The following is a 25434-nucleotide window of genomic DNA, read 5'->3' on the forward strand; positions in this document are numbered from 1 at the left end:
ACGAACTCGCCGCCGATGTAGTTGCCGTAGCGGGCCTTGAAGGAAACGATGGCGCCTTCGCTACCGGGATGGGCGTAACGCATGATGGTATCTCCTGGCTCTTGTGCTTATTAGGGGAGGACGCGCTGTCGCGCTTGTCGTAAGCCTGGAGCAAGGGCCGGGCCAGAGTGGCGAAAGGCCCGGAGTAGAGCGTCCTGGAGGTTTCGCAGGGGAGCTTGCGAACGCTCCCTGTCACGCGGGCGGGACGCTCGTGAGTGACACTCTGTACCGTTTTCGGCGCAGCTCATGACTCATCGGTCAGTCCGTCGTTGCATTGCGCCCCGGCCTGTTGGATGCTGCACCGATAGCCGTCCGGAGAGTCGCGGACCGATCCACCGCGCCCAGGCAAGAGACGGCCCGTCCCTCGCGGAGAACCATAACAATGCCTGCCAGTTCCATGAGCCGCCACGCGCGGCAAGTGCTGACCGTCGCCCAGGGCAAGATCCCGCCGGGCGGCCCTGCGACCGATCCGTCCATCGCCCGCTCCTGGCTGCGCTGCCTGGAACAGCACCATCTCGATCCCGGCCAGCCGATGGCGCCGATGGTGCTGGAGCACGCGCGCATGCTCGAACGCCGCGAGCGCCTGCAACAGGTGCTGGAGATCGCCGATGGCGAGATGCACAGCCTCTACCAGCAGCTTTCCGGCAACGACCACGCGGTACTGCTCACCGATGCCCGCGGGGTGATCCTCAATTGCGTCAACGCCGACGCCCAGCGCCAGACCTTCGAACACGCCGGCCTCTGGCTCGGCGCCGACTGGAGCGAGCCCTGCGAAGGCACCAACGGCATCGGCACCTGCGTGGTCGAGCGGCAGGCCCTGACCATCCAGCAGGAAGAGCACTTCCGTAGCCGCCACACCGGCCTGACCTGCTCGGCGAGCCCGGTGTTCGATCCGCAGGGCGAGCTGATGGCGGTGCTCGACGTGTCTTCGGCGCGCCAGGAAGTCTCGCGGCAGAGCCAGTTCCACACCATGGCGCTGGTCAACCTGTCGGCGAAGATCATCGAGGGCTGCTATTTCCTCCGTCGCTTCGAGGGCTCCTGGCTGCTGCGCTTCCATGTCCAGGGCGACTATGTCGGCCTGTTCAGCGAAGGGCTGCTGGCCTTCGAGGAAGACGGGCGGATCCGCGCGGTGAACCAGAGCGCGCTGAACCTGCTCGGTTGTCCGCGCCAGCGCCTGCTCGGCCAGCCGGTGGAGACCTTCTTCGATTGCCGTCTCGACGACCTGCTCGGTCGCGCCTCGCCGCAACCCAGCGCCAGCTGGCCGCTGCGCACCCGCGAGGGACGGACCCTGTACGCCATGCTGCGCGGCGCGCCGCGGGCGATACCCCAGGCCCTGGCGGTGCCCACGGCAGCGAAGCCGGCGCCTGCCGCGCCCGGCCTGTGCCTGGGCGACGCCGAGCTGGCCGCCGATTTCCGCCGGGCGCTGAAGGTCTACGCGCGCGACGTGCCGCTGCTGCTCAACGGCGAGACCGGTTCCGGCAAGGAGGCCTTCGCCAAGGCCGTGCACCTGGCCGGCCCGCGCGCGGAACAGGCGTTCGTCGCGCTGAACTGCGCGGCGATCCCGGAAACCCTGATCGAGAGCGAACTGTTCGGTTATCGCGGCGGCAGCTTCACCGGCGCGCGCAAGGAGGGCATGCGCGGCAAGTTGCAGCAGGCCGACGGCGGCACCCTGTTCCTCGACGAGATCGGCGACATGCCGCTGGCCTTGCAGACCCGCCTGCTGCGGGTGCTGGAAGAGCGCCGGGTAGTACCGCTGGGCGGCGAGCCGGAGGATGTCGACGTGCGCCTGATCAGCGCTACCCACCGCGACCTGGCCGGGCTGGTTGCCGATGGACGCTTCCGCGAGGATCTCTACTACCGCCTCAATGGCATGGTCGTGAGCCTGCCGCCGCTGCGCGAGCGCAGCGACCGCGAGGAGCTGCTGGACTACCTGCTGGCCGAGGAGGCCAGGGGCCAGCGCATCCAGCTCGACGGCGAGGTTCGCCAGGGCCTGCTGGCCTACCGCTGGCCGGGCAACGTCCGGCAGATGCGCACGGTGCTGCGGACCCTGGTGGCACTCTGCGAGGACGGCCGGGTCGGCCTGCGCGACCTGCCCGCGGATATCCGCCAGGCCCTGGCGGCGCTGCCGCCCGCCGCAGCGGCGCCCGCCCCGGCCGCGGGCAACAGCCTGGGCGACGCCGAGCGAGCCGCGTTGCTGGCGGCGCTGGACGGCCAGCGCTGGCACGTGAGCCGGGTGGCCGAGCAACTGGGGATCAGCCGCAACACCCTGTATCGCAAGCTGCGCCGGCACGGCCTGGTGCGCGGCCAGGCCTGACGGGCGGGACGGCTCCAGGCGGGCCGCCGCGAGGCCGGCGGGAACCCCGCCGACGCCGCGTCGTCTGATGCCGCGACGCCGGGCGGCCGGCGCCTCCGCTGTGCTAATCTGCCGCCCATTCACAGCGCCTTCGACGGCTTGATCTGCAGGAGTCTGCATGCACATCCACGTACTCGGCATCTGCGGGACCTTCATGGGCTCGCTGGCCGTGCTGGCCAAGGAACTGGGCCACCGGGTGACCGGTTCCGACGCCAACGTCTACCCCCCCATGAGCACCCAGCTGCAAGCCCAGGGCATCGAGTTGATGCAGGGCTACGATCCGGCCCACCTGGAGCCGGCGCCGGACCTGGTAGTGATCGGCAACGCCCTGTCGCGCGGCAATCCGGCGGTGGAGCATGTCCTGAACAAGGGCCTGCCCTACGTTTCCGGCCCGCAGTGGCTGGCCGACCACGTGCTGCAAGGACGCTGGGTGCTGGCGGTGGCCGGTACCCACGGCAAGACCACCACCACCAGCATGCTCGCCTGGGTCCTGGAGCACGCCGGCATGAGCCCGGGCTTCCTGATCGGCGGGGTGCCGCAGAACTTCGGGGTTTCGGCGCGCCTGGGCGGTACGCCGTTCTTCGTGGTCGAGGCCGACGAGTACGACAGCGCCTTCTTCGACAAGCGCTCGAAGTTCGTCCATTACCGCCCGCGCACGGCGATCCTGAACAATCTGGAATTCGACCACGCGGATATCTTCCCCGACCTCGCGGCCATCGAGCGGCAGTTCCACCATCTGGTGCGCACTGTGCCGGGCGAGGGCCTGATCATTCGCCCGAGCGCCGAGAAAGCCCTGGAGCGCGTACTCGGGATGGGCTGCTGGACCCCGGTGCAGACCACCGGCGAAGGCGGCCAGTGGCAGGCGCGCCTGCTCGCCGAGGACGGCTCGCGCTTCGAGGTGCTGTTCGACGGCATCGTCCAGGGCGAGGTGGACTGGCCGCTGACCGGCCTGCACAACGTCGCCAACGCCCTCGCCAGCCTGGCGGCGGCGCGCCATGTCGGCGTGATGCCCAGCCAGGGCGCGGCGGCGCTCAGCGAGTTCCGCAACGTCAAGCGGCGCATGGAGAAGGTCGCGGAGGTCCGGGGCGTGACCCTCTACGACGACTTCGCCCACCATCCGACCGCCATCGCCACCACCCTCGACGGCCTGCGCAAGCAGGTTGGCGCGGATACCCAGGTGATCGCCATCGTCGAGCCGCGTTCCAACTCGATGAAGCTCGGCGCTCATCGCGACGGCCTGCCGGACAGCGTGCGCCAGGCCGACCAGGTGCTCTGGTACGCGCCGCCGAACCTGGGCTGGGACCTGGCCGCCACCGCCGCGCAATGCGCGATACCGTCGCAGGTCTGCGATACCCTGGAGGCGATCATCGAGCAGGTGCGCCAGCAGGCCAGGCCCGGCGCGCAAGTGGTGATCATGAGCAACGGCGGCTTCGGCGGCTTGCACGGCAAGCTGGCCGCGGCGCTGGCCGAGCGAGGGGCGCGATGAGCGGTCCGGAACGCATTACCCTGGCGATGACCGGCGCCTCCGGCGCCCAGTACGGCCTGCGCTTGCTCGATTGCCTGGTGCAGGAAGAGCGCGAGGTGCACTTCCTGATCTCCAAGGCCGCGCAACTGGTGATGGCCACCGAGACCGACGTGGCCTTGCCGGCCAAGCCGCAGGCGATGCAGGCCTTCCTCACCGAATATTGCGGTGCCGCCGCCGGACAGATCCGCGTGTTCGGCCAGAACGACTGGATGGCGCCGCCGGCCTCCGGCTCCAGCGCGCCCAATGCCATGGTGATCTGCCCGTGTTCCACCGGCACCCTGTCGGCGGTCGCCACGGGGGCCTGCAACAACCTCATCGAGCGCGCCGCCGATGTCGCCCTGAAGGAGCGCCGGCCGCTGGTGCTGGTGCCGCGCGAGGCGCCGTTCTCCAGTATCCACCTGGAAAACATGCTCAAGCTGTCCAACCTCGGCGCGGTGATCCTGCCGGCGGCGCCGGGCTTCTACCACCAGCCGCAATCGGTGGAGGACCTGGTGGACTTCGTCGTCGCGCGAATCCTCAACACCCTGGGGATTCCCCAGGATATGCTGCCGCGCTGGGGGGAACAGCACCTTGTCAGCGACGAGTAGGGTGCTGCTGCTGCTGGTCCTGGCGGTGCAGATGGGCGGTTGCGCCACCGTGCGCACCCTGGATGCGGCCAAGCCAGGGGCGCCGGTGGTCTACGCCGGCACCCGGCTGGATTGGTACAGCCTGCACGGCGGCTGCTGCCCGATGGAACGCTTCGGCGCGGAGGCGCCGGCCCATCCGGGGCTCGACCTGCCGGGCAGCGCGCTGCTGGACACCCTGTTGCTGCCGTTCTCGCTGGCCACCGCCATCGGCCTCAACCTCGGCGTCAGCGGCGGCATGTAGGGCGAGACCCGCCCCAGGCTCATTTCCCCAGCTTGCGCAGTTCGTCGGACTCGACGAAGCGCACGCCCTTGCCTTCCTCCAGCGCCAGGCGCCAGAGCGCGCGGGCCAGGTCGCAGGCCTCGATGCCGTGGTACTTGCCGGGAAGGATGCGGGCGATCGGCGCAGCGAGGATCTCGGCCAGGCGGAATTCCTCGCGCGGGCCGAACAGCAGCGATGGCCGGGCGATGGTCAGTTGTGGCCAGCCCTGTTCCTGCAGGGCCTGCTCCAGTTCGCCCTTGACCCGGTTGTAGAAGATCGACGACTTGGCGTCGGCGCCCAGGGCGCTGACCACCAGGTAATGCCGGGCGCCCATCTCCAGCGCGCGCTTGCCCACCGCCAGCGGCAGGTCGAAATCGACCGCGCGGAAGGCCTCCTCCGAGCCGGCTTCCTTGATCGTGGTGCCGAGGCAGCAGAAGGCGGTATCGATGCTGCCGTCGAGTTGCGGCAGCAGCTCGGCCAGCGGGCCGACCGGGTTGTCCAGCCGCGGATGCTCGGCCAGCGCCTTGCGGGCAGGGGCGATGACCTTGGCCAGGGTCGGCTCGCTCAATATCCGATCCAACAGGTGCTCGCCGGTAAGACCGGTCGCGCCGGCGAGCAGAACGCGCTTGGGCGTCGAGTGCATGTGTGTTTCTCCCCTTCCACACCAATGAGCGTAGTGCGCGGCGTATCTATTTGCCCGCCGCGCCCTCGCCGGTTTTTCCTTCCCGGAACGCGAGCGCGCGCTCGGCTTGCTGCCCCCGCAGCGTCCGCCAGTGCGCGAGCACGCGTTCCGGTAACCAGGCTTGCGGTTCCGAAGCTTCGAAACCTTCCTCCTTCTCCCTTTGACGCACTTCCTCTTTCGCCAGTTCGAACGCTTTGGACAGATCGTCGGTGCGGTTCAGCGCATTGGCCAGCAAGGCGCGGCCGAAATAGGTGAAGTCGGCGTCGTCGGAACAGCCGAACGAGACCCGGTCGGCACGCGCGGCGGTCAGGATCAGGGTACGTTCGTCTTTCAGCGGCGGGATGAAGCCCCCGCTGTAGCAGGCCGATACCACCAGCACCTTGTCGCGCTGGCGCAGCGGCGCGAGCAGTTCGGCCAGTTCCGCGGCCGGCAGGTCGCCGAGGTTCAGGCCGGGCATGTCCAGGGCCAACTGGTGGTCGCTGGAGCCGTGGCTGGTCAGGTAGATGAAGACCAGGTCTTCCGGCCCGCTGCGTTCGGCCAGGGTGCGCACGGCGCGGGACAGGCTTTCCCGGGTAGCCAGCGGGCGGTCGCCGAAGTGGTCGCGGTGGTTGACCAGGCGAATCACGCCACGAGCGGCGAAACGCTGGCCGAGCAGGTCGCCGGCGTAATCGGCCTCGCGCAGGAACACGCCCTGGCGGCCATCGCCGCCCAGGCTCAGGGCATAGAGTTCGCTGGCCGGCGTCGAGGCCGGGATCTTGCGCAGTTCTTCGTCGAGCAGGCGACCCTGGGCCAACAGGCCGATTTCCAGGGTGTCGGGCAGGGCCTTGCCGGCGGCGTCGCGGATGCGCTTGCCGTCGGCCCAGAGTCCCTGCTCACGGCTGCCGTCGGCGCGGTCCAGGGTGCCTTGGCCGGCATAGGCGCCGGCGGCGAAGCCGCCTTCGTAGCGGGTGCCGTCCAGTTGTTCGAGCAGGCCCTGGCCATGGAAGCGCCAGAACTGGAAACCGCCGCGGTAGCGGCTGCCGTCGGCGCCGAGAAGCTCGCCGGGGCCGTTCAGCGCGCCTTCGCTGAAGCGGCCGATCCAGACATCGCCGCTGGCGCTTTCGTAGCGCCCCTGGCCATGGAACTGGTTGTCCTTGAACTGGCCGACGTAGCGGTCGCCATCGGGCCCGCTCCAGCGCCCCTTGCCGTTCAGTTGCCCGTCGCGGAAGGTACCGGCGTACTGGTTGCCCTGGCTGTCGCTGAAGCTGCCTTCGCCTTCCAGGCGGCCCTGGCGGAAGCTGCCCTGGTAGCGGCTGCCATCGCTGCCGTCCAGCGTGCCCTGGCCGCTGTACAGGCCCTTGCGGAAACCGCCGCGGTAGCGAGTGCCCTGTTGTTCCAGGCTGCCTTCGCCATCGAACAGGCCCTGGCGGAAACCGCCCTGGTAGACGCTGCCATCGGCCATCGCCAGGCGTCCCTGACCGTCGAACAGGCCGGCCGCGAAGCCACCGCTGTAGCGGCTGCCGTCGGCGCCCTGCCAGGTGCCATGGCCGTGCAGCAGGCCATGCTCGAAGCGGCCGGCGTACCAGGCGCCGTTGTCGTAGTCCAGCCGGCCCTGGCCTTCCAGGCGCCCGTCCACCAGCTCGCCGCGATAGCGCGCGCCGTCAGGCAGGCGCGCATCGGCCGGGAGCAGCGGTTCGCCCTCGCCACAGGCGGCGAGCAGGATGACCAGGGCGGAGCAGAGCGAGAGAGACCTGGCGGGGCGAAGCATGCGGCGTTCCCGATGAGTGGTTCGGTCCGAGGGTGGAGGGGAGACAGTGTGGCGGAAAAATCGTTGCCTGGCAGTAGGGTATTTCCCTGCCGGCCCAGAGCGCCCCCGCGAGCGGGGGCTTTTGGAAGGGGGGAGAGGGGCGCGAAGGCGCCTGGCCGTCAAGCGAACGGCAGCGCTCGCTGGGGCGGGCTCAGACGAAGCAGAGGCTGAGGGTCTCGGCGATGTAGGCGGGTTTCTCCTGGCCTTCGATCTCCAGGGTGGCGCGCGCCTTGATCAGCCACTGGCCGGGATTCTTCTCGTTGACGTCGAGCAGGGTCAGGCCCAGGCGGACCCGCGAGCCGACCCGCACCGGCTGGATGAAGCGCACCGTATCGAGGCCGTAGTTGACCGCCATCTTCAGTCCTTCGGGAAGCACCAGCAGGCCTTCCATCAGCTTCGGGATCAGCGACAGGGACAGGAAGCCGTGGGCGATGGTGCCGCCGAAGGGCGTCTTCGCCGCCTTCTCCGGATCGACGTGGATGAACTGGTGGTCGCCGGTGCATTCGGCGAACTGGTCGACCCGCTCCTGGTCGATGGTGAGCCATTCGGAATGGCCGAGATCCTTGCCGACATAGTCCTTGAGCGCTGCTACGGGTACGAATGGCATAAGTCCTCCGGGAGGATGGCTGTTGTTCTCATGGTGCAGGAAGATCAGCACGCGTTGGCGACCGGGTCAAGAAACCATCGGCCTGGCGAATATCGCGTCATGCGGTGCCGCGACTGCGACTGATGGATAGGCGAGGAGCGTGCCAATGTCCCGGCGGGCTGGGCATAATGGTCGGCCCTTGCTGGAGGTGCCCATGTTGCTTCGTGGTCTGACCTGGCTGGTGCTGTTCCAGTTGCTCGGCACAGGTCTGAACGTTCTGTTGTTGCCCATGCTGCCCGGTCCGATCATCGGCCTGGTGCTGCTGTTCGGTTATTTCCTGGCGCGTGGCGAGGTCGGCAAGCCGGTCAACGAGGCGGCCGGCTCGTTGCTGCGCTACCTGCCGCTGCTGCTGGTGCCGGCGGCGGTCGGGGTGATGGCCTATGCGCGGGAGATCGCCGCCGACTTCTGGGCCATCGTCGGCGCGCTGGTACTGTCGCTGGTGCTGTCGTTCCTGTTCGCCGGCTGGATGATGCAGAAGCTCATCGATCGCCAGCAACGTCGCCGGGAGGAGTCCTGATGGCCTGGCAGGCCGCCCTCGAGGCGGTGATCCACCATCCGCTGTTCGGCGTCGGCGTGACCCTGGGCGCCTACCAGTTGGCCCTGGCCGCCTATGAACGGACCCGCTGGGTGTTCCTGCAGCCGGTGCTGGTATCGATGCTGGTGGTGATCGGCGTGCTGCTGCTTTGCGGCATCGACTACGACGAATACAGTGCCAGCGCCAAGGTCCTGACCATTCTCCTCGGCCCCGCCACGGTGGCCCTGGCGGTGCCGCTATTCCTCAACCTGCGGCGTATCCGCCAATTGTTCTGGCCGACCCTGCTGACCCTGGTGGTCGCCGGTACGCTGGCGACGGTGCTGGGCATCGCATTCGGCTGGTTGTTCGGTGCCGAGCCGCGGATGCTGATGAGCATGGCGCCGAAGTCGGTGACCTCGCCGATCGCCATGCTGGTGGCCAGCCAGATCGGCGGCGTGGCGGCGCTGGCCGCCGTGTTCGTACTGATCACCGGGGTACTCGGGGCGATCCTCGGGCCGGAGCTGCTGCGCGCCATCGGCGTCCGGCACCCCGCCGCGCAGGGCATGGCGCTGGGCATGACGGCCCACGCGGTAGGCACTTCGCGGGCCTTGCAGGAAGGCGAGGAGTGCGGCGCCTTCGCCGCCCTGGCGATGAGCCTGATGGGCGTTGCCACCGCAGTGCTGCTACCGTTGGCGGTAGCGCTGGTTGCCTGACGATGCCCGAGGAGTCGCGATGAAGTTGCCGTTGTTTCCCCTCAACGCCGTGCTGTTCCCCGGTTGCCGCCTGGACCTGCAGATCTTCGAGGCGCGCTACCTGGACATGATCAGCCGCTGCATGAAGCAGGGCACCGGTTTCGGCGTGGTGACCATCGGCGAAGGGCGGGAGGTCGGCGAAGCGCCGAGCCGCCTGGCGATGGTCGGCTGCGAGGCCTCGGTCCGCGACTGGCAGCAGCGCCCGAACGGCCTGCTGGGCATCCGCGTGGAGGGCGGTCGGCGTTTCCAGGTGCTGTCGGTGGAGGTCCAGGCCGACCAGCTCAGCGTCGGCGAGATCGAGTGGTTCGAAGACCTGCCGGAGCAACCCCTGACGTACGAACACAACGATCTCGCCGCGTTGCTCAGCGTGCTGGCCGAGCATCCGATGGTGGCCGCGCTGGAGATGGGCGGCGAGCCCGGCGGCCAGCAGGACCTGGCCAACCAGTTGGCCTACCTGCTGCCGTTCGATACCGAACGCAAGCTCGAACTGCTCGCCCTGCCCGACGCGCAGATGCAACTGGCGCGGATCCAGGTGCTGCTGGAGCACCTGCAGGGCGAGTTGGGTATCGACTGAGCGCCAACCCTCACAGCGGCCGGTAGCGCGCAATGGCTTCCGGCAGGGCCCAGCCGGCGGCGATCGCCAGGGTCGCCACGCAGACCGGCAACAGCAGCCACCAGACCCGTTGCGGCAGCGCCGGCAGCGACTCGCGGCGCTGGCTCAGCCACAGGCTGGCGGCGCAGACCGTAGTGGCGAGCAGGGCGCCGGCGACGATGTCCGACGGCCAGTGCACGCCAAGGTAGACCCGCGACAGGGCGATGCTCAGCGACGGGATCACCGCCAGCAGTACCCAGGTCAGGCGCCAGCGCGGCGGTTGCTGGCGGCTGGCGAGGACGCCCAGGGTGAGGAAGAAGGCGAAGGACGCCGAGCTGTGTCCGCTGGGGAAGCTGAAGCTGCTCAGCGGTTCGGCCAGCACTTCCGGGCGGGCGCGGGCGAACAGGGTCTTCAGGGTCTGGTTGGCCAGCGCGGTACCCACCAGGGTGCCGATGGCGAAGATGGCCGGACGCCATTGCCGGGTCAGCAGGAGGATACCGCCGAGCAGCGCGCCGGCGATGAACTGGGTGCGGAAATCGCCGAGCCGGGTGACCACCACCATCACCGGGTTCAGGTCGGCGTTGCGATGCTCCTGGACCAGCGTCATCAGGCCCTGGTCGAGGTCCTGGAGGTACGGCCAGGCGACGGTCATCGCCAGCAGCAGGACCAGGCTCAGCGCGGCCGCCACAGCGGTTGCCCAGCGTTTGCGCCGCAGGCTGGCCTGGACTACCACGCCGACCAGCACCGCCAGGCAGGCCGCGACGATCCCGGCTTCGCTCCAGAAGCCTTCCGGCAACGGCAGGCGCAGGGCTGCGCCGGTGGCCCAGCCGGGCAACAGGTAGGCGACCGCCCAGCCGGCGGCGGCGATCAGCGAAACGCCGAGAAAACGGCCGAACGGCATGTCGAGCATGCCGGCGACCATCGGCAGCATCGGTCGCAGGGCGCCGATGAAGCGGCCGACCAGCAGGCTGGCGATACCGTAGCGTTCGAAGTACACCTCGGCGGCGGTGATCCACTGCGGATGGCTGCGCAGGCCGGGCAGGCGGCGGATGTTCTGGTGGAAGCGGCGGCCGATCCAGTACGAGCTGAGGTCGCCCAGCACCCCGCCGGCGTAGGCCAGCAGCAGGGTTTCGCCGAGGCCGAGGGCGCCGCTGCCGGCGATCACCGCGACGCCGAACAGCAGCACCACGCCAGGGAGGACGATACCGACGATGGCCGCGCATTCGAGGAAGGCGATGAGGAAGATGGCCAGCCCCAGCCACTCGGGGTTGGCGGCCATCCAGGCGTTGAAGCTGTCGAGACTCATTGCAGGTGCGGGTCCTGATGTCCGAGTAGATGATAGTCGCGCCCGGCGACCTGGCCGCGGCGCAGTGGGTTGCGGGTGCAGAAGGCGGCGAAGGTGGCATCGACGAAACGGTACGGCAGGTGTTCGTCGCGCCCCTTCGGAATGCCCAGCCGAGCGGCCTGGATCACCTGGCTGGGGCGCTCGCCGACATCGTCGACGAACAGTCGCTGCGGGTCGAAGCGCTGTGCGTCCCACTCCGGCACCTTCAGCCCCATGGCCTTGCACAGCAGGGTCTGGCCGGCGCACAGGCGGCCGATCTCGCGGGGCCGGCCCTGGCTGTCCGGGTTCAGGCTCTGCATCCGCTCCAGCGCCGTGTGGTCGCTGATGCGATCCAGCCAGGGATGGCCGGACTTGATCAGCACCGCATTGCCCGGCCCGCCGGCGCTGAAGTTCAGCGAGTCGCCGCCGCGCGCGTAATACATATAGATGTGCCCGCCGTCGAGGAACAGTGCCTTGCGCTTCTCGGTGTAGCCGAGCGAGGCATGGCTGCCTTTCTCCTCCAGGTAGTAGGCCTCGGTCTCGATGATTCGCGCCGCCAGCCAGAGATTGCCCTGGCGATGGCGGATCACCTTGCCCAGCAACTCGCGGGCGACCAGCAACGCATCGCGGTCGAAGAAGGTGTCGGGGAGCGGCCGGGCGTCGGGCCAGGGCAAACTAAGGATGGGATCGCGGGACATGGGATTGTCGCTGGGACCATGGCAGTCATAGGCTGGCGAATGATAACAACAAGAGCCTGAATCATGGTTGAACGAGAGCGTGTCGACAGTGCCCACATCACGCCCAGCGCCCATTACACCGGGTACGTCTGGTTCCGCCATCGACTCGCCGAACCGGCCTTCGCCACCGTCTTCGGCCGCTGGGTACACGGCTTCGTCGCGCCGATCAACTGGGGCGCGCAGCTCGGTTTCGGACTGAACATCGAGGATTTCCTGTTACAAAGACACCTCATGATCGACGCGCGCCTGACCCAGGCCGTCGAACGCGAGGGAGTGGTCCAGGTGGTGGAAATGGCCTGCGGGCTCTCGCCGCGTGGGCGACGCTTCCGGCAACGCTATCCACAGTTGCGCTACCTGGAGGCCGACCTGCCGCCGATGGCCGCGCGCAAGGCGGCGTTGCTCCGCGAGCAGGGGTGGCTGGGCCCGGAGCACGCGGTGGCGGCTGTGGATATCCTCGCCGAGGACGGCGAGCGCAGCCTTGCCGCGCTGTTCGCCGGGCTCGATCGCGAGCGCCCGCTGGTGGTGATCACCGAGGGGCTGGTGAACTATTTCCAGCGCCCGGTGATCGAGGCCTTCTGGAGTCGCCTGGCGACCGAACTTAAACGCTTCCCCCAGGGCACCTACCTGACCGACCTCTATCCCGATCTCCGCGAGCACCCGCGCTACCGGCAGATCCGCTGGGGAGTGGGGATCATCGGGCGGCTGACGCGGGGAAGCTATCCGTTGCATTACCGCAATGCCGCGGAAATCGAGGCGGCCTTCGCCCGCTGCGGCTTCGCCTCCACCCTGGTGCTCGACCCGCAGCGCGAAGGCGCCGCCCTGGGCTTGCCGCAGGGACGCCTGCCGAGCCTGGTGCGGGTGATCGAAAGCCGCACGGCATAGCCGCCTCTCAGGCGACCTCCGCTCGCTCCCAGGCGGCGAGGAGGTCGGCCAGTCCGGCGCTGGCCGCCGGATCGGAGTGCGGGAAGATGAAGGCGAAGCCGCCGGCGGTCGAGCGCAGGGGCAGGATGTCCAAGTCCGCCAGGCCGTCGCAGCACAACCGCCAGCCGCGTTGCGGGCGGGATTCGGGCAGCTCGGCGTGCAGCCGCCCGCCGAAATAGCCGAGTTCCACCAGTTCCGCCGCATAGACGCCGAACTGCGGATGTTCCAGCCGAGCGTGCCCTTGGGCTGGCCGATGGCGGACCTCGAAGCGTCGCTCCAGGCCGAGCAGGCGCGTGCGCGGGATCCGCGTGCTGCCCTCGGCGCGCTCCGGCAGTGCCTCGCCGCGCAGGAACGGGCCGTAGAGCCGGGCGCAGGCCTCGCGTCGTTCGAACTGGGCAAGATGGTCGGCGTCGTGGATCAGGGCGAACTCGGCGTTCCCGCAGGCATGGGCGAACACCGCATGTTCCCAGGGCTGGGTGAAATGGTCGTACTCGCCGGCGAGCACCAGGGTCGGGCAGGTCGGGTGCCGCTCGAAGCCGCCGAAGGCCAGCAGGCGCCGGCTATTCTGCCGGTAGCGTTCGATCTCCGCCGCGGTCAGGCGTTGCAACTGGCGCAGCATGGCCTTGCGAAATACCGGGGAGACGCCGGTACGTTCCAGCTGTAGCGGGTTGATCAGGCCGGTCAGTACGCCGTGGGCGAAGGCGCTCTGGTCGCCCTCGTCGAGCCGGGCCAGGGCTTCTTCCAGCAGCAGCCGCGCACCGGGGCGGCCGAATGCGGTGATGCCGGCCAGTAGCAGGCGCGCGCAGCGGCGCGGATGGCGGGCGGCGAACAGCGCGGCCAGGGCCGAGCCGTAGGACAGGCCGATGGGCATCAACGGCGGCAGGCCGAGCTGTTCGGCGAAGGCCGCGATCAGGTCGGCGAGGTCTTCCAGGCTCAGTTCCGCCGCCAGTTGCTGGTTGCCGCCCTGGCTCGGCAGGTCGAGCAGGATCACCGGGTGCTCGGCGAGCAGTTCGCTGACCTCGCCGGTGAACGAGCGGAAGCTCTGGAAGGCGCCGCCCAGCAGGAGCACCGGCGGGCACGGGTCGTCGGCACGGGCGGCGAAGGCCTGGTAGCGCAGTTGCCAGCCGTCGAGAAGGAGGATATCCGGTTCGCTGCTCAGCGACTGCGCGCTGTAGTCGGTACGGTAGCGCATGGCGAGGCCCCGCGGTGTGTGCGTCGTTATTGTTGTTCTGCCGAGCGGGTGCCGGTGGGTGGCAGCGGCCAGGCTCGCTTCGAAGGTAAACAGAGGTAGCAATTTTGTTTACCTATCCTTCGGCCGGCGCCTGCGCCCGGGTGTCACCGTCTCGCGCACAGGCCCAGGCGCAGCGGGGCCGCCGCGTTACCGCCGGGGGCCGCGGAACGCACTGTCTACCGACCGGCTGTTGCGGCTGGGCGCGCCGGGGCTGGCTCGCTATAATCGCGCATTTCCCTGACGCCAGATGCCGAGACCATGACCGAGTCCGTCCTCGACTATATGAGCCGCCTTGGCCGCGATGCCCGCGCCGCCTCGCGGTTGCTCGCGCGCGCCGCCACCGCGCAGAAGAACCGCGCCCTGCTGGCCGCGGCCGATGCGCTGGACGCCGCCCGCGCGGAGTTGTCCCACGCCAACGAGCAGGACCTCGCCGCCGGCCGCGCCAATGGCCTGGAGCCAGCGATGCTGGACCGCCTGGCGCTGACCCCGGCGCGCATCGACGACATGATCGAGGGCCTGCGCCAGGTCGCCACGCTGCCCGACCCGATCGGCGAGATCCGCGACATGCGCTATGTGCCCTCGGGCATCCAGATCGGCAAGATGCGCGTGCCGCTGGGCGTGGTCGGGATCATCTACGAATCGCGGCCGAACGTGACCATCGACGCCGCCAGCCTGTGCCTGAAGTCCGGCAACGCGACCATCCTGCGCGGCGGCTCCGAGGCGATCCACTCCAACCAGGCGATCGCCCGCTGCATCCAGCAGGGCCTGGCCGAGGCCGGCCTGCCGGCCGCCGCCGTGCAGGTGGTGGAAACCACCGACCGCGCCGCGGTCGGCGCGCTGATCAGCATGCCCGAATACGTCGACGTGATCGTCCCGCGCGGCGGCAAGGGCCTGATCGAGCGCATCAGCCGCGAGGCCAAGGTGCCGGTGATCAAGCACCTGGACGGCATCTGCCACGTCTACATCGATGTCGCCGCCGACCTGGACAAGGCGATTCGCGTCGCCGACAACGCCAAGACCCAGCGCTATGCACCGTGCAACACCATGGAGACGCTGCTGGTGCATGCCGGCATCGCCGAGCAGGTGCTGCCGCCGCTGGCCACGATCTACCGCGAGAAGGGCGTGGAACTGCGCGGCGACGCCGCGACCCGCGCGCTGCTTGGCGCAGACGTGCTGGAGGCTACCGAGGAGGACTGGCGTACCGAGTACAACGCGCCGATCCTGTCGATCCGCATCGTCGACGGACTGGACGCGGCGATCGAGCACATCAACACCTACGGCTCGCAGCACACCGACGCGATCATTACCGAGAACTTCAGCGATGCGCGGCGTTTCCTCGCCGAAGTGGATTCCGCTTCGGTGATGGTCAACGCCTCGACCCGCTTCGCCGACGGCTTCGAGTACGGCCTCGGCGCCGAGATCGGGATTTCCACCGACAAGCTGCACGCCCGCGGCCCGGTCGGCCTGGAAGGCCTGACCAGCGAGAAGTACGTCGTCTTCGGCGACGGTCACGTGCGCACCTGATGGGCAAACGTATCGGCCTGTTCGGCGGCACTTTCGACCCCGTGCATATCGGACATATGCGCAGCGCCGTGGAAATGGCCGAGCAGTTCGCCCTCGACGAACTGCGCCTGCTGCCCAATGCGCGGCCGCCGCACCGGGAAACCCCGCAGGTGTCGGCCGCGCAGCGGTTGGCGATGGTCGAGCGGGCGGTGGCGGGAGTCGAGCGATTGACGGTCGATCCCCGCGAACTGCAGCGCGACAAGCCGTCCTACACCATCGACACCCTGGAGTCGGTGCGGGCGGAACTGGCGGCCGACGACCAGTTGTTCATGCTGATCGGCTGGGATGCCTTCTGCGGCTTGCCGACGTGGCACCGCTGGGAGGCGTTGCTGGATCACTGCCACATCGTCGTGTTGCAGCGTCCGGATGCCGACAGCGAGCCGCCGGAGTCGCTGCGCGACCTGCTGGCGGCGCGGAGCGTGGCCGACCCGCAGGCCCTGAAAGGGCCGGGCGGACAGATCACCTTCGTCTGGCAGACGCCGCTGGCGGTGTCCGCCACCCAGATCCGCGCGCTGCTGGGTGCCGGGCGCTCCGTGCGTTTCCTGGTGCCGGACGCGGTATTGAACTACATCGAGGCGCACCACCTGTATCGTGCGCCACACTGATAAAGAAACAGAGACCGACTCAATGCAAACCGAACAACTCGTCCAAGTGGCCATCGATGCCCTGGAAGACCTCAAGGCCCAGGACATCGTGACCCTCGATGTGCGGGACAAGACCAGCGTCACCGACTACATGGTGATCGCCTGCGGCAGTTCCAGCCGCCAGGTCAAGTCGCTGGCCGACAACGTCCTGACCAAGGCCAAGGAAAACGGCGTCAAGCCCCTGGGCAGCGAAGGCCTGGAGTCCGGCGAATGGGCGCTGCTCGACCTGGGCGACGTGGTGGTCCACGTGATGCTCCCGGCGACCCGCCAGTTCTACGACCTGGAGCGCCTGTGGCAGGGCGCCGAGCAGAGCCGCGCCCAGCACCAGCCGGAAGAGTGACGCCGGCATGCGGTTGCGCCTGATCGCGGTTGGCTCGCGCATGCCTCGCTGGGTCGAGGAAGGCTGGCAGGAATACGTCAAGCGCCTGCCGGCCGAGCTGTCCCTCGAACTGGTGGAGATCCCGCTCAACACCCGCGGCAAGAACGCCGACGTGGCGCGCCTGATCCGTCAGGAAGGCGAGGCCATGCTGGCGCGCGTGCAGCCGGGGGAACGGGTGGTGACCCTGGAGGTCGAAGGTCGGCCCTGGAGCACCGAGCAACTGGCTCGCGAACTGGATCGCTGGCGTCTCGACGCACGCACCGTGAATCTCATGGTCGGCGGCCCGGAAGGGCTGGCGCCGGAGGTCTGCGCGCGCAGCGAGCAGCGCTGGTCGCTGTCGCCGTTGACGCTGCCGCACCCGTTGGTGCGGATCCTGGTCGGCGAGCAGATCTACCGGGCCTGGACCGTATTGTCCGGGCACCCCTACCACAAATAGTCCCCAGTCCCGATGCCGCAGCCGATCCACCTGAAAGACCACGAGAAAGACGCCCGCCTGGTGCGTCGGCGCGTCATCGTCGGGGCGGTGGCGGTGGTCTTGCTGACCCTGGTGCTGGTGGCGCGCATGTACCACCTGCAGGTGACCCAGTACGAGTACCATTCGACGCTGTCGGAGAACAACCGGGTCCATGTGCAGCCGATCCCGCCGACCCGCGGGATCATCTTCGACCGCAACGGCGTGATCATCGCCGACAACCGGCCGAGCTTCAGCCTGACCATCACCCGCGAACGCACCGAGGACCTGCAGAAGACCCTCGACACGCTGGTGGAGATCCTCGGCCTGACCGAGGACGACCGGGCCATCTTCGAGAAGCGCATGAAGCAGGGGCGGCGTCCGTTCGAGCCGGTTCCCATCATGTTCGAGCTCAACGAGGAACAGATCGCCCGCATCGCGGTGAACCAGTTCCGCCTGCCGGGCGTCGACGTGGCGACCCAGTTCGTCCGCCACTACCCGCTGAAGGAGCACTTCGCCCATTCGGTCGGGTACGTCGGGCGGATCAACGAGCAGGAACTGAAGAACCTCGACCCGATCAACTACAGCGGCACCCACCATATCGGCAAGACCGGCATCGAGCGCTTCTACGAGAGCGAGTTGCACGGCACGGTTGGCTACGAGGAAGTCGAGACCAACGCCCGCGGGCGGGTGCTGCGGGTGCTCAAGCGCACCGACCCGATTCCCGGCAAGGACATCGTCCTGAGCATCGACAGCCGCCTGCAGGAGGCCGCCGAGAACGCCCTGGCCGGGCGGCGGGGCGCCATCGTGGCGATCCAGCCGTCCACCGGCGACGTGCTGGCGATGGTCAGCCAGCCGAGCTACGACCCCAACCTGTTCGTCACCGGCATCAGCTTCAAGGCCTATGCCGAGCTGCGTGACTCCATCGACCGGCCGCTGTACAACCGCGTCCTGCGCGGGCTCTATCCGCCGGGCTCGACGGTGAAGCCGGCGGTGGCGCTGGCCGGCCTCGACGCCGGGGTGGTCACGCCGACCTCGCGGGTCTTCGACCCCGGCTACTACCAGTTGCCCAACTACGACCACAAGTACCGTAACTGGAACCGCTACGGCGATGGCTGGGTGAGCCTGGAGTCGGCGATCTACCGGTCCAACGACACCTATTTCTACGACCTCGCGCACAAGCTGGGGATCGACCGCCTGCACGCCTTCATGAGCCGCTTCGGCTTCGGCCAGAAAGTCGCCCTGGACATGTTCGGCGAAGCCGACGGGCTGATGCCCTCGCGCGAATGGAAGCGCAAGACCCGCCGCCAGGTCTGGTACCCGGGCGAGACCCTGATCCTCGGCATCGGCCAGGGCTACATGCAGGCGACGCCGATCCAACTGGCGCAGATGACCGCGCTGCTGGCCAACAAGGGCCACTGGATCCGCCCGCACCTGGCCAAGACCATCGACGGCCAGCCGCCGGTCGACCCCGACCCGATGCCCGACATCGTGCTGCGCGACCCGGCCAACTGGGACCGCGTCGACTACGGCATGCAGCAGGTGGTGCATGGCGCCCGCGGCACGGCGCGCAAGGTCGGCGCCACCTCGGCCTACCTGATCGCCGGCAAGAGCGGTACCGCCCAAGTGGTGGCGATCAAGCAGAACGAGCGCTACGACCGCTCCAAGCTGCTCGAGCGGCACCGCGACCACGCCCTGTTCGTCGGCTTCGCGCCGGCCAACAACCCGCAGATCGCGGTGGCGGTGATGGTGGAGAACGGCGAGTCCGGCTCCGGCGTCGCCGCCCCGGTGGTCAAGCAGGTGATGGACGCCTGGCTGCTCGACGAGCACGGCAAGCTCAAGGCCGAATACGCGGAACCCGTCGCGCCGCTCGCGGCGGCGGTGGCCAAGCCCGAACCCACGGCAGCCGAGCCGGAGGCGCCCGCCCTTGAACAGTAACTTCGACCGCACCCTGTCCAACGAAGACGTGATGCGCCGGCGCGCCAGCCTGTTGCAGCGCCTGCACATCGACGGGATTCTCCTGCTGCTGTTGCTGATCCTCGGCGCCACCGGCCTGTTCGTCCTCTATTCGGCGAGCGGCAAGAGCTGGGACATGCTGATGAAGCAGGCCACCTCGTTCGGCCTGGGACTGGGCATGATGGTGGTCATCGCCCAGATCGAGCCGCGCTTCATGGCCCGCTGGGTGCCGCTGGGCTACCTGGTGGGGGTCGCGCTGCTGGTGGTGGTCGACGTGATCGGCCACGACGCCAAGGGGGCGACGCGCTGGATCAACATCCCCGGGGTGATCCGCTTCCAGCCCTCGGAGTTCATGAAGCTGCTGATGCCGATGACGGTGGCCTGGTACCTGTCCAAGCGCAACCTGCCGCCGGGGCTCAAGCACATGGTGATCAGCCTGGCGATCATCATCACCCCGTTCGTGCTGATCCTGAAACAGCCCGACCTCGGCACCGCCATGCTGATCCTCGCTTCCGGCGGCTTCGTGCTGTTCGTCGGCGGCCTGCGCTGGCGCTGGATCGTCGGCGCGGTGTCGGCGGCGGTGCCGATCGCAGTGGCGATGTGGTTCTTCATCATGCACGACTACCAGAAACAGCGGGTGCTGACCTTCCTCGACCCGGAAAGCGACCCGCTGGGCACCGGCTGGAACATCATCCAGTCTAAGGCGGCCATCGGTTCCGGCGGGGTATTCGGCAAGGGCTGGCTGCTGGGCACCCAGTCGCACCTGGATTTTTTGCCGGAAAGCCACACCGACTTTATCATTGCGGTCCTCGGCGAGGAGTTCGGCCTGGTCGGCGTCTGCCTGCTGCTGGTGCTCTACCTGCTGCTGATCAGTCGTGGCCTGGTGATCACCGCCCAGGCGCAGACGCTCTACGGCAAACTGCTGGCCGGTGGCATCACCATGACGTTTTTCGTTTATGTCTTCGTGAATATCGGTATGGTGAGCGGGTTGTTGCCGGTGGTGGGGGTACCGCTGCCTTTCATTAGTTATGGCGGAACTTCGCTGGTTACCCTGTTGTCAGGGTTCGGGGTTCTGATGTCGATCCATACCCATCGGAAGTGGATCGCCCAGGTTTGAGACCAAGAGTGAAGAACGCAATGCAAGTACTGCGTACATGGGCGGCCAGGGGCGTCCAATGGGTCGGCGTAGCCGGCGTCATTGGCCTGTCCGGGGCGGCCCAGGCGGGGGACTACGACGGCTCGCCGCAAGTGGCCGAGTTCGTCAGCGAAATGACCCGCGACTACGGCTTCGCCGGAGAGCAGCTGATGGGGCTGTTCCGCGACGTGAACCGCAAGCAGTCGATCCTCGATGCGATCTCGCGCCCGGCCGAGCGGGTCAAGCAGTGGAAGGAATACCGGCCGATCTTCATCAGCGACGCGCGCATCAGTCGTGGCGTCGACTTCTGGAACAAGCATGCCGAAGACCTGGCGCGGGCGGAGAAGGAATACGGCGTGCCGGCCGAGATCATCGTCTCGATCATCGGCGTGGAAACCTTCTTCGGCCGCAACACCGGCAGCTACCGGGTGATGGACGCGCTGTCCACCCTCGGCTTCGACTACCCGCCGCGAGCCGACTTCTTCCGCAAGGAGTTGCGCGAGTTCCTCCTGCTCGCCCGCGAACAGCAGGTCGACCCGCTCAGCCTGACCGGCTCCTACGCCGGCGCCATGGGCCTGCCGCAATTCATGCCGAGCAGCTTCCGCGCCTACGCGGTGGACTTCGACGGCGATGGCCACATCAATATCTGGAGCGACCCGACCGACGCCATCGGTAGCGTCGCCAGCTACTTCAAGCAGCACGGCTGGGTCACCGGCGAGCCGGTGGTCTCGGTGGCCGAGATCAACGACGAGAGCGCCGAGAGCGCGGTGACCAGGGGCGTCGACCCGACCATGAGCCTGGGTGAGCTGCGTGCCCGCGGCTGGCGCACCCACGATGCGCTGCGCGACGACCAGAAGGTCACGGCGATGCGTTTCGTCGGCGACAAGGGCATCGAGTATTGGGTCGGTTTGCCGAACTTCTACGTGATCACCCGCTATAATCGCAGCGCCATGTATGCCATGGCGGTTTATCAGCTGGCGGGCGAGATTGCCCGCGCGCGAGGTGCCCATTGAGCAAGCGTGTCCGCTCCTCCCTGATCCTGCCCGCCGTCTGCGGCCTCGGGCTGGCGGCCGTGCTGTTGAGCAGTTGCTCCAGCAAGGCGCCCCAGCAGCCGGCCAGGCAGGCGGGCATTTCCGGGCCGGGCGACTATTCCCGTCCGCATCGCGACGGCGCCCCCTGGTGGGACGTCGACGTGTCGCGGATCCCCGATGCGGTACCGATGCCGCACAACGGTTCGGTGAAGGCCAACCCCTACACCGTGCTGGGCAAGACCTACTACCCGATGAACGATGCGCGGGCCTACCGGATGGTCGGCACCGCGTCCTGGTACGGCACCAAGTTCCACGGCCAGGCCACCGCCAACGGCGAGACCTACGACCTCTACGGCATGACCGCCGCGCACAAGACCCTGCCGTTGCCGAGCTATGTGCGGGTGACCAACCTGGACAACGGCAAGAGCGTGATCGTCCGCGTCAACGACCGCGGCCCGTTCTATTCCGACCGGGTCATCGACCTGTCCTTCGCCGCGGCGAAGAAGCTCGGCTATGCCGAGACCGGCACCGCGCGGGTCAAGGTCGAAGGCATCGACCCGGTGCAGTGGTGGGCCCAGCGCGGCCGGCCGGCACCGATGGTCCTGGCGCAGCCCAAGCAGGCGGTGGCCCAGGCCGCTCCCGCCGCGGCGCAGACGCAGGCGGTGGCGATGGCCCAGCCGATCGAGACCTACACTCCGCCGCCGGCGCAGCACGCGGCCGCCGTGCTGCCGGTGCAGATCGACTCAAAAAAAAACGCTTCATTACCAGCCGATGGCCTGTATCTCCAGGTGGGCGCCTTCGCCAACCCGGATGCGGCGGAGCTGCTGAAGGCCAAGCTGAGCGGCGTGACGGCTGCGCCGGTGTTTATCAGCTCGGTCGTACGCAACCAGCAGATTCTGCACCGGGTGCGGCTGGGACCGATCGGTTCGGCGGACGAGGTTAGCCGCACCCAGGACAGCATCCGCGTGGCCAACCTTGGCCAGCCGACGCTGGTACGCCCCGACTGAGCGCCTACTCACGCAGGGAATTCCCGCAAGGGATTGTTTGACCATTGGTAGAACCAGAGAGACGGATGAACATCACCACTATCGCGAAACGCTTGTCACTGCTTGTCCTGTTCATCGCCCCTACGGCTGGCTGGGCTGCTGAATCCATGATTCCGGCGCCGCCGCAACTGGCCGCCAAGTCGTACGTCCTGATGGACGGCGAGAGCGGCCAGGTTCTGGTCGAGAACAACGGCGACCAGCGCCTGCCGCCGGCCAGCCTGACCAAACTGATGACCGCCTACATCGCCACCAAGGAGATCGAGGCCGGCCGCATCGGCGAGAACGACCTGGTCACCGTCAGCGAACATGCCTGGCGCACCGGCGGTTCGCGGATGTTCATCAAGGTCGGCAGCCAGGTCTCGGTGAGCGACCTGCTGCATGGCATCATCATCCAGTCCGGCAACGACGCCAGCGTCGCCCTGGCCGAGCATATCGCCGGCAGCGAAGACGCCTTCGCCGACATGATGAACACCACCGCGCAGAAGCTGGGCCTGACCAACTCCCACTTCATGGACGCCACCGGCCTGCCCAACCCGGACCACTATTCCTCCGCCCGCGACATGGCGGTGCTGGCCCGCGCGATCATCTACGGTGAGCCGAGCCACTACGCGATCTACGCGCAGAAGGAATTCCTCTGGAACAACATCAAGCAGCCGAACCGCAACCTGCTGCTGTGGCGCGACAAAACCGTCGACGGCCTGAAGACCGGCCACACCGACGAAGCCGGCTACTGCCTGGTGGCTTCCGCGGTACGCGACGGCCAGCGCATGATCGCCGTGGTGTTCGGCACCAACAGCGAGCAGGCCCGCGCCGCCGAGACCCAGAAGCTGCTGACCTATGGCTTCCGCTTCTTCGAAAGCCGCAACTTCTACAAGAAGGGCACCGAGCTGACCAAGGGCCTGGTCTGGAAGGGTTCCGAGCATGAAGTGAAAGCCGGCCTCGCCGAAGATCTGACCATGACCCTGCCGCGCGGCCAGATGCAGAAGCTGCAGGCCAGCATGGTCCTGGAGCCGCAACTGATGGCGCCGATCCAGCAGGGCCAGGTGATCGGCAAGGTGGAAGTGAAGCTGGACGACAAGGTCATCCGCAGCGCCGACCTGGTCGCCCTCAACGCCGTCGAGGAGGGTGGTTTCTTCCGCCGCCTGTGGGATAGCATCCGCCTGTTCTTCTACGGTTTGTTCAACTGACCGACCGGCGCCCGCCCGCTCACGAGGCCAGCGGGCGCCCGTCCCCGCGGACCACGGGTCCGCCGCCGCCATGACCGATACCCCTGACGTTCAACCCCCGAAAATCGAATTCCCCTGCGAGCGTTATCCGATCAAGGTGATCGGCGACGCCGGCGAAGGTTTCTCCGACCTGGTCGTGGAAATCATCCAGCGCCACGCGCCGGATCTCGACGTCGAGACCCTGGTGGTCCGTGACAGCAGCAAGGGGCGATTCCTCTCGGTGCAGGTGCTGATCACCGCCACCGATGTCGACCAACTGCAAGCCATCCATAACGACCTGCGCGCGACCGGACGCGTGCACATGGTGCTCTGATGGGACTCGAGCTGGGCTTCCGTGAGCTCGGCGAGGTTCCCTACGAACCGACCTGGCATGCCATGCAGCGCTTCGTTGCCGAACGCGACAAATCGGTAATGGACGAAGCCTGGCTGTTGCAGCACCCTGCGGTCTTCACCCAGGGGCAGGCCGGCAAGGCGGAGCATGTGCTGTTCCCCGGCGACATCCCGGTGATCCAGGTAGATCGCGGCGGCCAGGTGACCTACCACGGCCCCGGCCAGTTGGTCACCTACCTGCTGCTCGATGTCCGCCGCCTGGGACTGGGCGTGCGCGAGCTGGTCAGCCGGATCGAGCAGAGCCTGATCGGCCTGCTGGCGTCCTATGACGTGCAGGCCGTGGCCAAGCCGGACGCGCCGGGTGTCTACGTCGACGGGGCGAAGATCGCCTCCCTCGGCCTGCGCATCCGCAACGGCTGTTCCTTCCATGGCCTGGCGCTGAACCTGGACATGGACCTGCGACCGTTCCAACGAATCAATCCCTGCGGCTACGCCGGGATGCCCATGACCCAACTGCGCGACCTGGTTGGGCCGGTGGATTTTGCCGAGGTGTGTACCCGATTGCGCGCTGAGCTCGTCTCACGCCTTGGCTACGCTGAACAGAAGACCCTTACGGGCGGGATCGAACTGACATGAGCACTGTTGTGGAGAAGTCCGGAGAAGCCAAGCCGGGCAAGGTGGAAGTCGGCGTGAAGCTGCGCGGCGCGGAAAAGGTCGCGCGGATTCCGGTGAAGATCATTCCCACCGAGGAACTGCCGAAGAAACCCGACTGGATCCGCGTGCGCATCCCGGTTTCCCCCGAGGTCGACCGCATCAAGCAACTGCTGCGCAAGCACAAGCTGCACAGCGTCTGCGAAGAGGCGTCCTGCCCGAACCTGGGCGAGTGCTTCTCCGGCGGCACCGCGACCTTCATGATCATGGGCGATATCTGCACCCGACGCTGCCCGTTCTGCGACGTCGGTCATGGCCGGCCGAAGCCGCTGGACGTCGACGAGCCGACCAACCTGGCCATCGCCATCGCCGACCTGCGGCTGAAGTACGTGGTGATCACCTCGGTGGACCGCGACGATCTGCGCGACGGCGGCGCCCAGCACTTCGCCGACTGCCTGCGCGAGATCCGCAAGCTGTCGCCGGGGATCCAGCTGGAAACCCTGGTGCCCGACTATCGCGGTCGCATGGACATCGCCCTGGAGATCACCGCCAACGAGCCGCCGGACGTGTTCAACCATAACCTGGAGACGGTACCGCGCCTGTACCGCTCCTCGCGGCCGGGCTCGGACTTCGAGTGGTCGCTGGACCTGCTGCAGAAGTTCAAGCAGATGGTTCCGCACGTACCGACCAAGTCCGGGCTGATGCTCGGCCTGGGCGAGACCGACGACGAGGTCATCGAGGTCATGCAGCGGATGCGCGAGCACGACATCGACATGCTGACCCTCGGCCAGTACCTGCAGCCGTCGCGCAACCACCTGCCGGTGCAGCGCTTCGTGCATCCGGACACCTTCGCCTGGTTCGCCGAGGAAGGCGAGAAGATGGGCTTCAAGAACGTCGCGTCCGGTCCGCTGGTGCGTTCGTCCTACCATGCCGACCAGCAGGCGCACGGCAACAAGATCGGCTGATCGACGCCGCGCCAATGCCTCCGACGCCGCGTCCCTGCACAGGGACGCGGCGTTTTTCATTGGGCAGCCA

Annotated in this window: 27 protein-coding genes; 20 read left to right on the forward strand and 7 right to left on the reverse strand. The window is 67.9% G+C overall.

The genetic code is table 11. The features are described from left to right. Positions 1 to 83 (reverse strand): hypothetical protein (locus HMPREF3014_RS35150; RefSeq protein ID WP_239667261.1); only part of this gene is annotated, 83 nt, incomplete at its 3' end. A gap of 338 nt (positions 84 to 421) precedes the next feature. On the opposite strand from HMPREF3014_RS35150, the gene eatR reads away from it, so the two are divergent. The 4 genes from eatR to HMPREF3014_RS15380 all read left to right on the forward strand — a co-directional run bounded on the left by eatR (position 422) and on the right by HMPREF3014_RS15380 (position 4784). Continuing rightward, on the forward strand, positions 422 to 2353 hold the full coding sequence (eatR, locus tag HMPREF3014_RS15365) for a sigma-54-dependent transcriptional regulator EatR (RefSeq protein WP_023086998.1): 1932 nt from the start codon (positions 422 to 424) through the stop codon (positions 2351 to 2353). A gap of 157 nt (positions 2354 to 2510) precedes the next feature. Continuing rightward, the gene (gene mpl, locus HMPREF3014_RS15370; protein WP_023086999.1) at positions 2511 to 3878 is read left to right on the forward strand and encodes a UDP-N-acetylmuramate:L-alanyl-gamma-D-glutamyl-meso-diaminopimelate ligase; all 1368 of its coding nucleotides are present in this window, start codon (positions 2511 to 2513) and stop codon (positions 3876 to 3878) included. Then, positions 3875 to 4504, forward strand: a complete 630-nt coding sequence (gene ubiX, locus HMPREF3014_RS15375; RefSeq protein WP_003093227.1) for a flavin prenyltransferase UbiX — start codon at positions 3875 to 3877, stop codon at positions 4502 to 4504. The genes mpl and ubiX overlap by 4 nt, the downstream gene beginning before the upstream one ends. A gap of 31 nt (positions 4505 to 4535) precedes the next feature. Continuing rightward, positions 4536 to 4784 carry a YceK/YidQ family lipoprotein gene (locus tag HMPREF3014_RS15380; protein WP_042159398.1) on the forward strand — a complete coding sequence of 83 codons (249 nt, stop codon included), beginning with the start codon at positions 4536 to 4538 and terminating at the stop codon, positions 4782 to 4784. Between the two features lie 19 nt (positions 4785 to 4803). Here HMPREF3014_RS15380 and HMPREF3014_RS15385 read toward each other — a convergent pair whose 3' ends face one another. The 3 genes from HMPREF3014_RS15385 to HMPREF3014_RS15395 form a co-directional block, all read right to left on the reverse strand. Further along, positions 4804 to 5445, reverse strand: a complete 642-nt coding sequence (locus HMPREF3014_RS15385) for an oxidoreductase (protein WP_003100290.1) — start codon at positions 5443 to 5445, stop codon at positions 4804 to 4806. Between the two features lie 46 nt (positions 5446 to 5491). After that, entirely contained in the window at positions 5492 to 7231 is a 1740-nt protein-coding gene (locus HMPREF3014_RS15390) for a C13 family peptidase (RefSeq protein WP_003453986.1), read from the reverse strand. 190 nt (positions 7232 to 7421) lie between these two features. Continuing rightward, positions 7422 to 7877, reverse strand: a complete 456-nt coding sequence (locus tag HMPREF3014_RS15395) for a MaoC family dehydratase (protein ID WP_003093220.1) — start codon at positions 7875 to 7877, stop codon at positions 7422 to 7424. A 193-nt stretch (positions 7878 to 8070) separates the two neighbouring features. On the opposite strand from HMPREF3014_RS15395, the gene HMPREF3014_RS15400 reads away from it, so the two are divergent. From HMPREF3014_RS15400 to HMPREF3014_RS15410, 3 genes are read left to right on the forward strand one after another with little or no spacing between them, the layout of a single operon-like run. Next, positions 8071 to 8433, forward strand: coding sequence for a CidA/LrgA family protein (locus HMPREF3014_RS15400; protein WP_003100294.1), 363 nt, complete (start codon positions 8071 to 8073; stop codon positions 8431 to 8433). Continuing rightward, complete coding sequence (locus HMPREF3014_RS15405; protein ID WP_003093214.1) at positions 8433 to 9143, forward strand: LrgB family protein; 711 nt, start codon at positions 8433 to 8435, stop codon at positions 9141 to 9143. The genes HMPREF3014_RS15400 and HMPREF3014_RS15405 overlap by 1 nt, the downstream gene beginning before the upstream one ends. 19 nt (positions 9144 to 9162) lie before the next feature. Further along, complete coding sequence (locus tag HMPREF3014_RS15410) at positions 9163 to 9756, forward strand: LON peptidase substrate-binding domain-containing protein (protein ID WP_003093212.1); 594 nt, start codon at positions 9163 to 9165, stop codon at positions 9754 to 9756. A 10-nt stretch (positions 9757 to 9766) separates the two neighbouring features. On the opposite strand, the gene HMPREF3014_RS15415 is transcribed toward HMPREF3014_RS15410, so the two are convergent. Together HMPREF3014_RS15415 and HMPREF3014_RS15420 are read right to left on the reverse strand one after the other, a co-directional pair. Further along, complete coding sequence (locus HMPREF3014_RS15415) at positions 9767 to 11080, reverse strand: bifunctional DedA family/phosphatase PAP2 family protein (RefSeq protein ID WP_003100297.1); 1314 nt, start codon at positions 11078 to 11080, stop codon at positions 9767 to 9769. Further along, positions 11077 to 11796, reverse strand: a complete 720-nt coding sequence (locus HMPREF3014_RS15420; protein WP_003100299.1) for a DNA-3-methyladenine glycosylase — start codon at positions 11794 to 11796, stop codon at positions 11077 to 11079. Before HMPREF3014_RS15420 ends, HMPREF3014_RS15415 begins: the two co-directional genes overlap by 4 nt. A 63-nt stretch (positions 11797 to 11859) precedes the next feature. On the opposite strand from HMPREF3014_RS15420, the gene HMPREF3014_RS15425 reads away from it, so the two are divergent. Further along, complete coding sequence (locus tag HMPREF3014_RS15425; RefSeq protein WP_003093206.1) at positions 11860 to 12717, forward strand: class I SAM-dependent methyltransferase; 858 nt, start codon at positions 11860 to 11862, stop codon at positions 12715 to 12717. Positions 12718 to 12724: 7 nt separating this feature from the next. On the opposite strand, the gene HMPREF3014_RS15430 is transcribed toward HMPREF3014_RS15425, so the two are convergent. Next, the gene (locus HMPREF3014_RS15430) at positions 12725 to 13948 is read right to left on the reverse strand and encodes an alpha/beta fold hydrolase (RefSeq protein WP_023087001.1); all 1224 of its coding nucleotides are present in this window, start codon (positions 13946 to 13948) and stop codon (positions 12725 to 12727) included. Positions 13949 to 14245: 297 nt separating this feature from the next. On the opposite strand from HMPREF3014_RS15430, the gene HMPREF3014_RS15435 reads away from it, so the two are divergent. The 12 genes from HMPREF3014_RS15435 (at position 14246) to lipA (ending at position 25364) form a co-directional block, all read left to right on the forward strand. Then, a complete protein-coding gene (locus tag HMPREF3014_RS15435) occupies positions 14246 to 15511 on the forward strand; it encodes a glutamate-5-semialdehyde dehydrogenase (RefSeq protein ID WP_003119194.1) in 1266 nt (421 codons plus the stop codon). Next, a complete protein-coding gene (nadD, locus tag HMPREF3014_RS15440) occupies positions 15511 to 16155 on the forward strand; it encodes a nicotinate-nucleotide adenylyltransferase (protein ID WP_003093199.1) in 645 nt (214 codons plus the stop codon). The genes HMPREF3014_RS15435 and nadD overlap by 1 nt, the downstream gene beginning before the upstream one ends. Positions 16156 to 16177: 22 nt before the next feature. Further along, positions 16178 to 16534: a ribosome silencing factor gene (gene rsfS / locus HMPREF3014_RS15445; protein WP_003100305.1), complete on the forward strand. Its 357-nt coding sequence runs from the start codon at positions 16178 to 16180 to the stop codon at positions 16532 to 16534. A gap of 7 nt (positions 16535 to 16541) precedes the next feature. Continuing rightward, entirely contained in the window at positions 16542 to 17009 is a 468-nt protein-coding gene (rlmH, locus tag HMPREF3014_RS15450) for a 23S rRNA (pseudouridine(1915)-N(3))-methyltransferase RlmH (RefSeq protein ID WP_003093193.1), read from the forward strand. Between the two features lie 12 nt (positions 17010 to 17021). Then, complete coding sequence (gene mrdA, locus HMPREF3014_RS15455) at positions 17022 to 18962, forward strand: penicillin-binding protein 2 (RefSeq protein WP_003093191.1); 1941 nt, start codon at positions 17022 to 17024, stop codon at positions 18960 to 18962. A gap of 31 nt (positions 18963 to 18993) precedes the next feature. After that, positions 18994 to 20097 carry a rod shape-determining protein RodA gene (gene rodA, locus HMPREF3014_RS15460; protein ID WP_003114090.1) on the forward strand — a complete coding sequence of 368 codons (1104 nt, stop codon included), beginning with the start codon at positions 18994 to 18996 and terminating at the stop codon, positions 20095 to 20097. 8 nt (positions 20098 to 20105) lie between these two features. Further along, positions 20106 to 21128 (forward strand): lytic murein transglycosylase B, encoded by a 1023-nt coding sequence (gene mltB / locus HMPREF3014_RS15465; RefSeq protein WP_003132500.1) that lies wholly within the window; start codon positions 20106 to 20108, stop codon positions 21126 to 21128. Further along, a complete protein-coding gene (gene rlpA, locus HMPREF3014_RS15470) occupies positions 21125 to 22153 on the forward strand; it encodes a septal ring lytic transglycosylase RlpA (protein ID WP_003100310.1) in 1029 nt (342 codons plus the stop codon). The genes mltB and rlpA overlap by 4 nt, the downstream gene beginning before the upstream one ends. A 65-nt stretch (positions 22154 to 22218) precedes the next feature. Further along, on the forward strand, positions 22219 to 23379 hold the full coding sequence (locus HMPREF3014_RS15475) for a D-alanyl-D-alanine carboxypeptidase family protein (protein WP_023087002.1): 1161 nt from the start codon (positions 22219 to 22221) through the stop codon (positions 23377 to 23379). 70 nt (positions 23380 to 23449) lie between these two features. Continuing rightward, entirely contained in the window at positions 23450 to 23731 is a 282-nt protein-coding gene (locus HMPREF3014_RS15480; protein ID WP_003100311.1) for a DUF493 domain-containing protein, read from the forward strand. Next, positions 23731 to 24384 carry a lipoyl(octanoyl) transferase LipB gene (gene lipB / locus HMPREF3014_RS15485; protein WP_003093177.1) on the forward strand — a complete coding sequence of 218 codons (654 nt, stop codon included), beginning with the start codon at positions 23731 to 23733 and terminating at the stop codon, positions 24382 to 24384. Before HMPREF3014_RS15480 ends, lipB begins: the two co-directional genes overlap by 1 nt. Further along, on the forward strand, positions 24381 to 25364 hold the full coding sequence (lipA, locus tag HMPREF3014_RS15490; protein WP_003119196.1) for a lipoyl synthase: 984 nt from the start codon (positions 24381 to 24383) through the stop codon (positions 25362 to 25364). The genes lipB and lipA overlap by 4 nt, the downstream gene beginning before the upstream one ends. Positions 25365 to 25434: the final 70 nt, after the last annotated feature.

The organism is Pseudomonas sp. HMSC065H01 (assembly GCF_001815235.1).
Lineage (GTDB): Bacteria > Pseudomonadota > Gammaproteobacteria > Pseudomonadales > Pseudomonadaceae > Pseudomonas > Pseudomonas aeruginosa.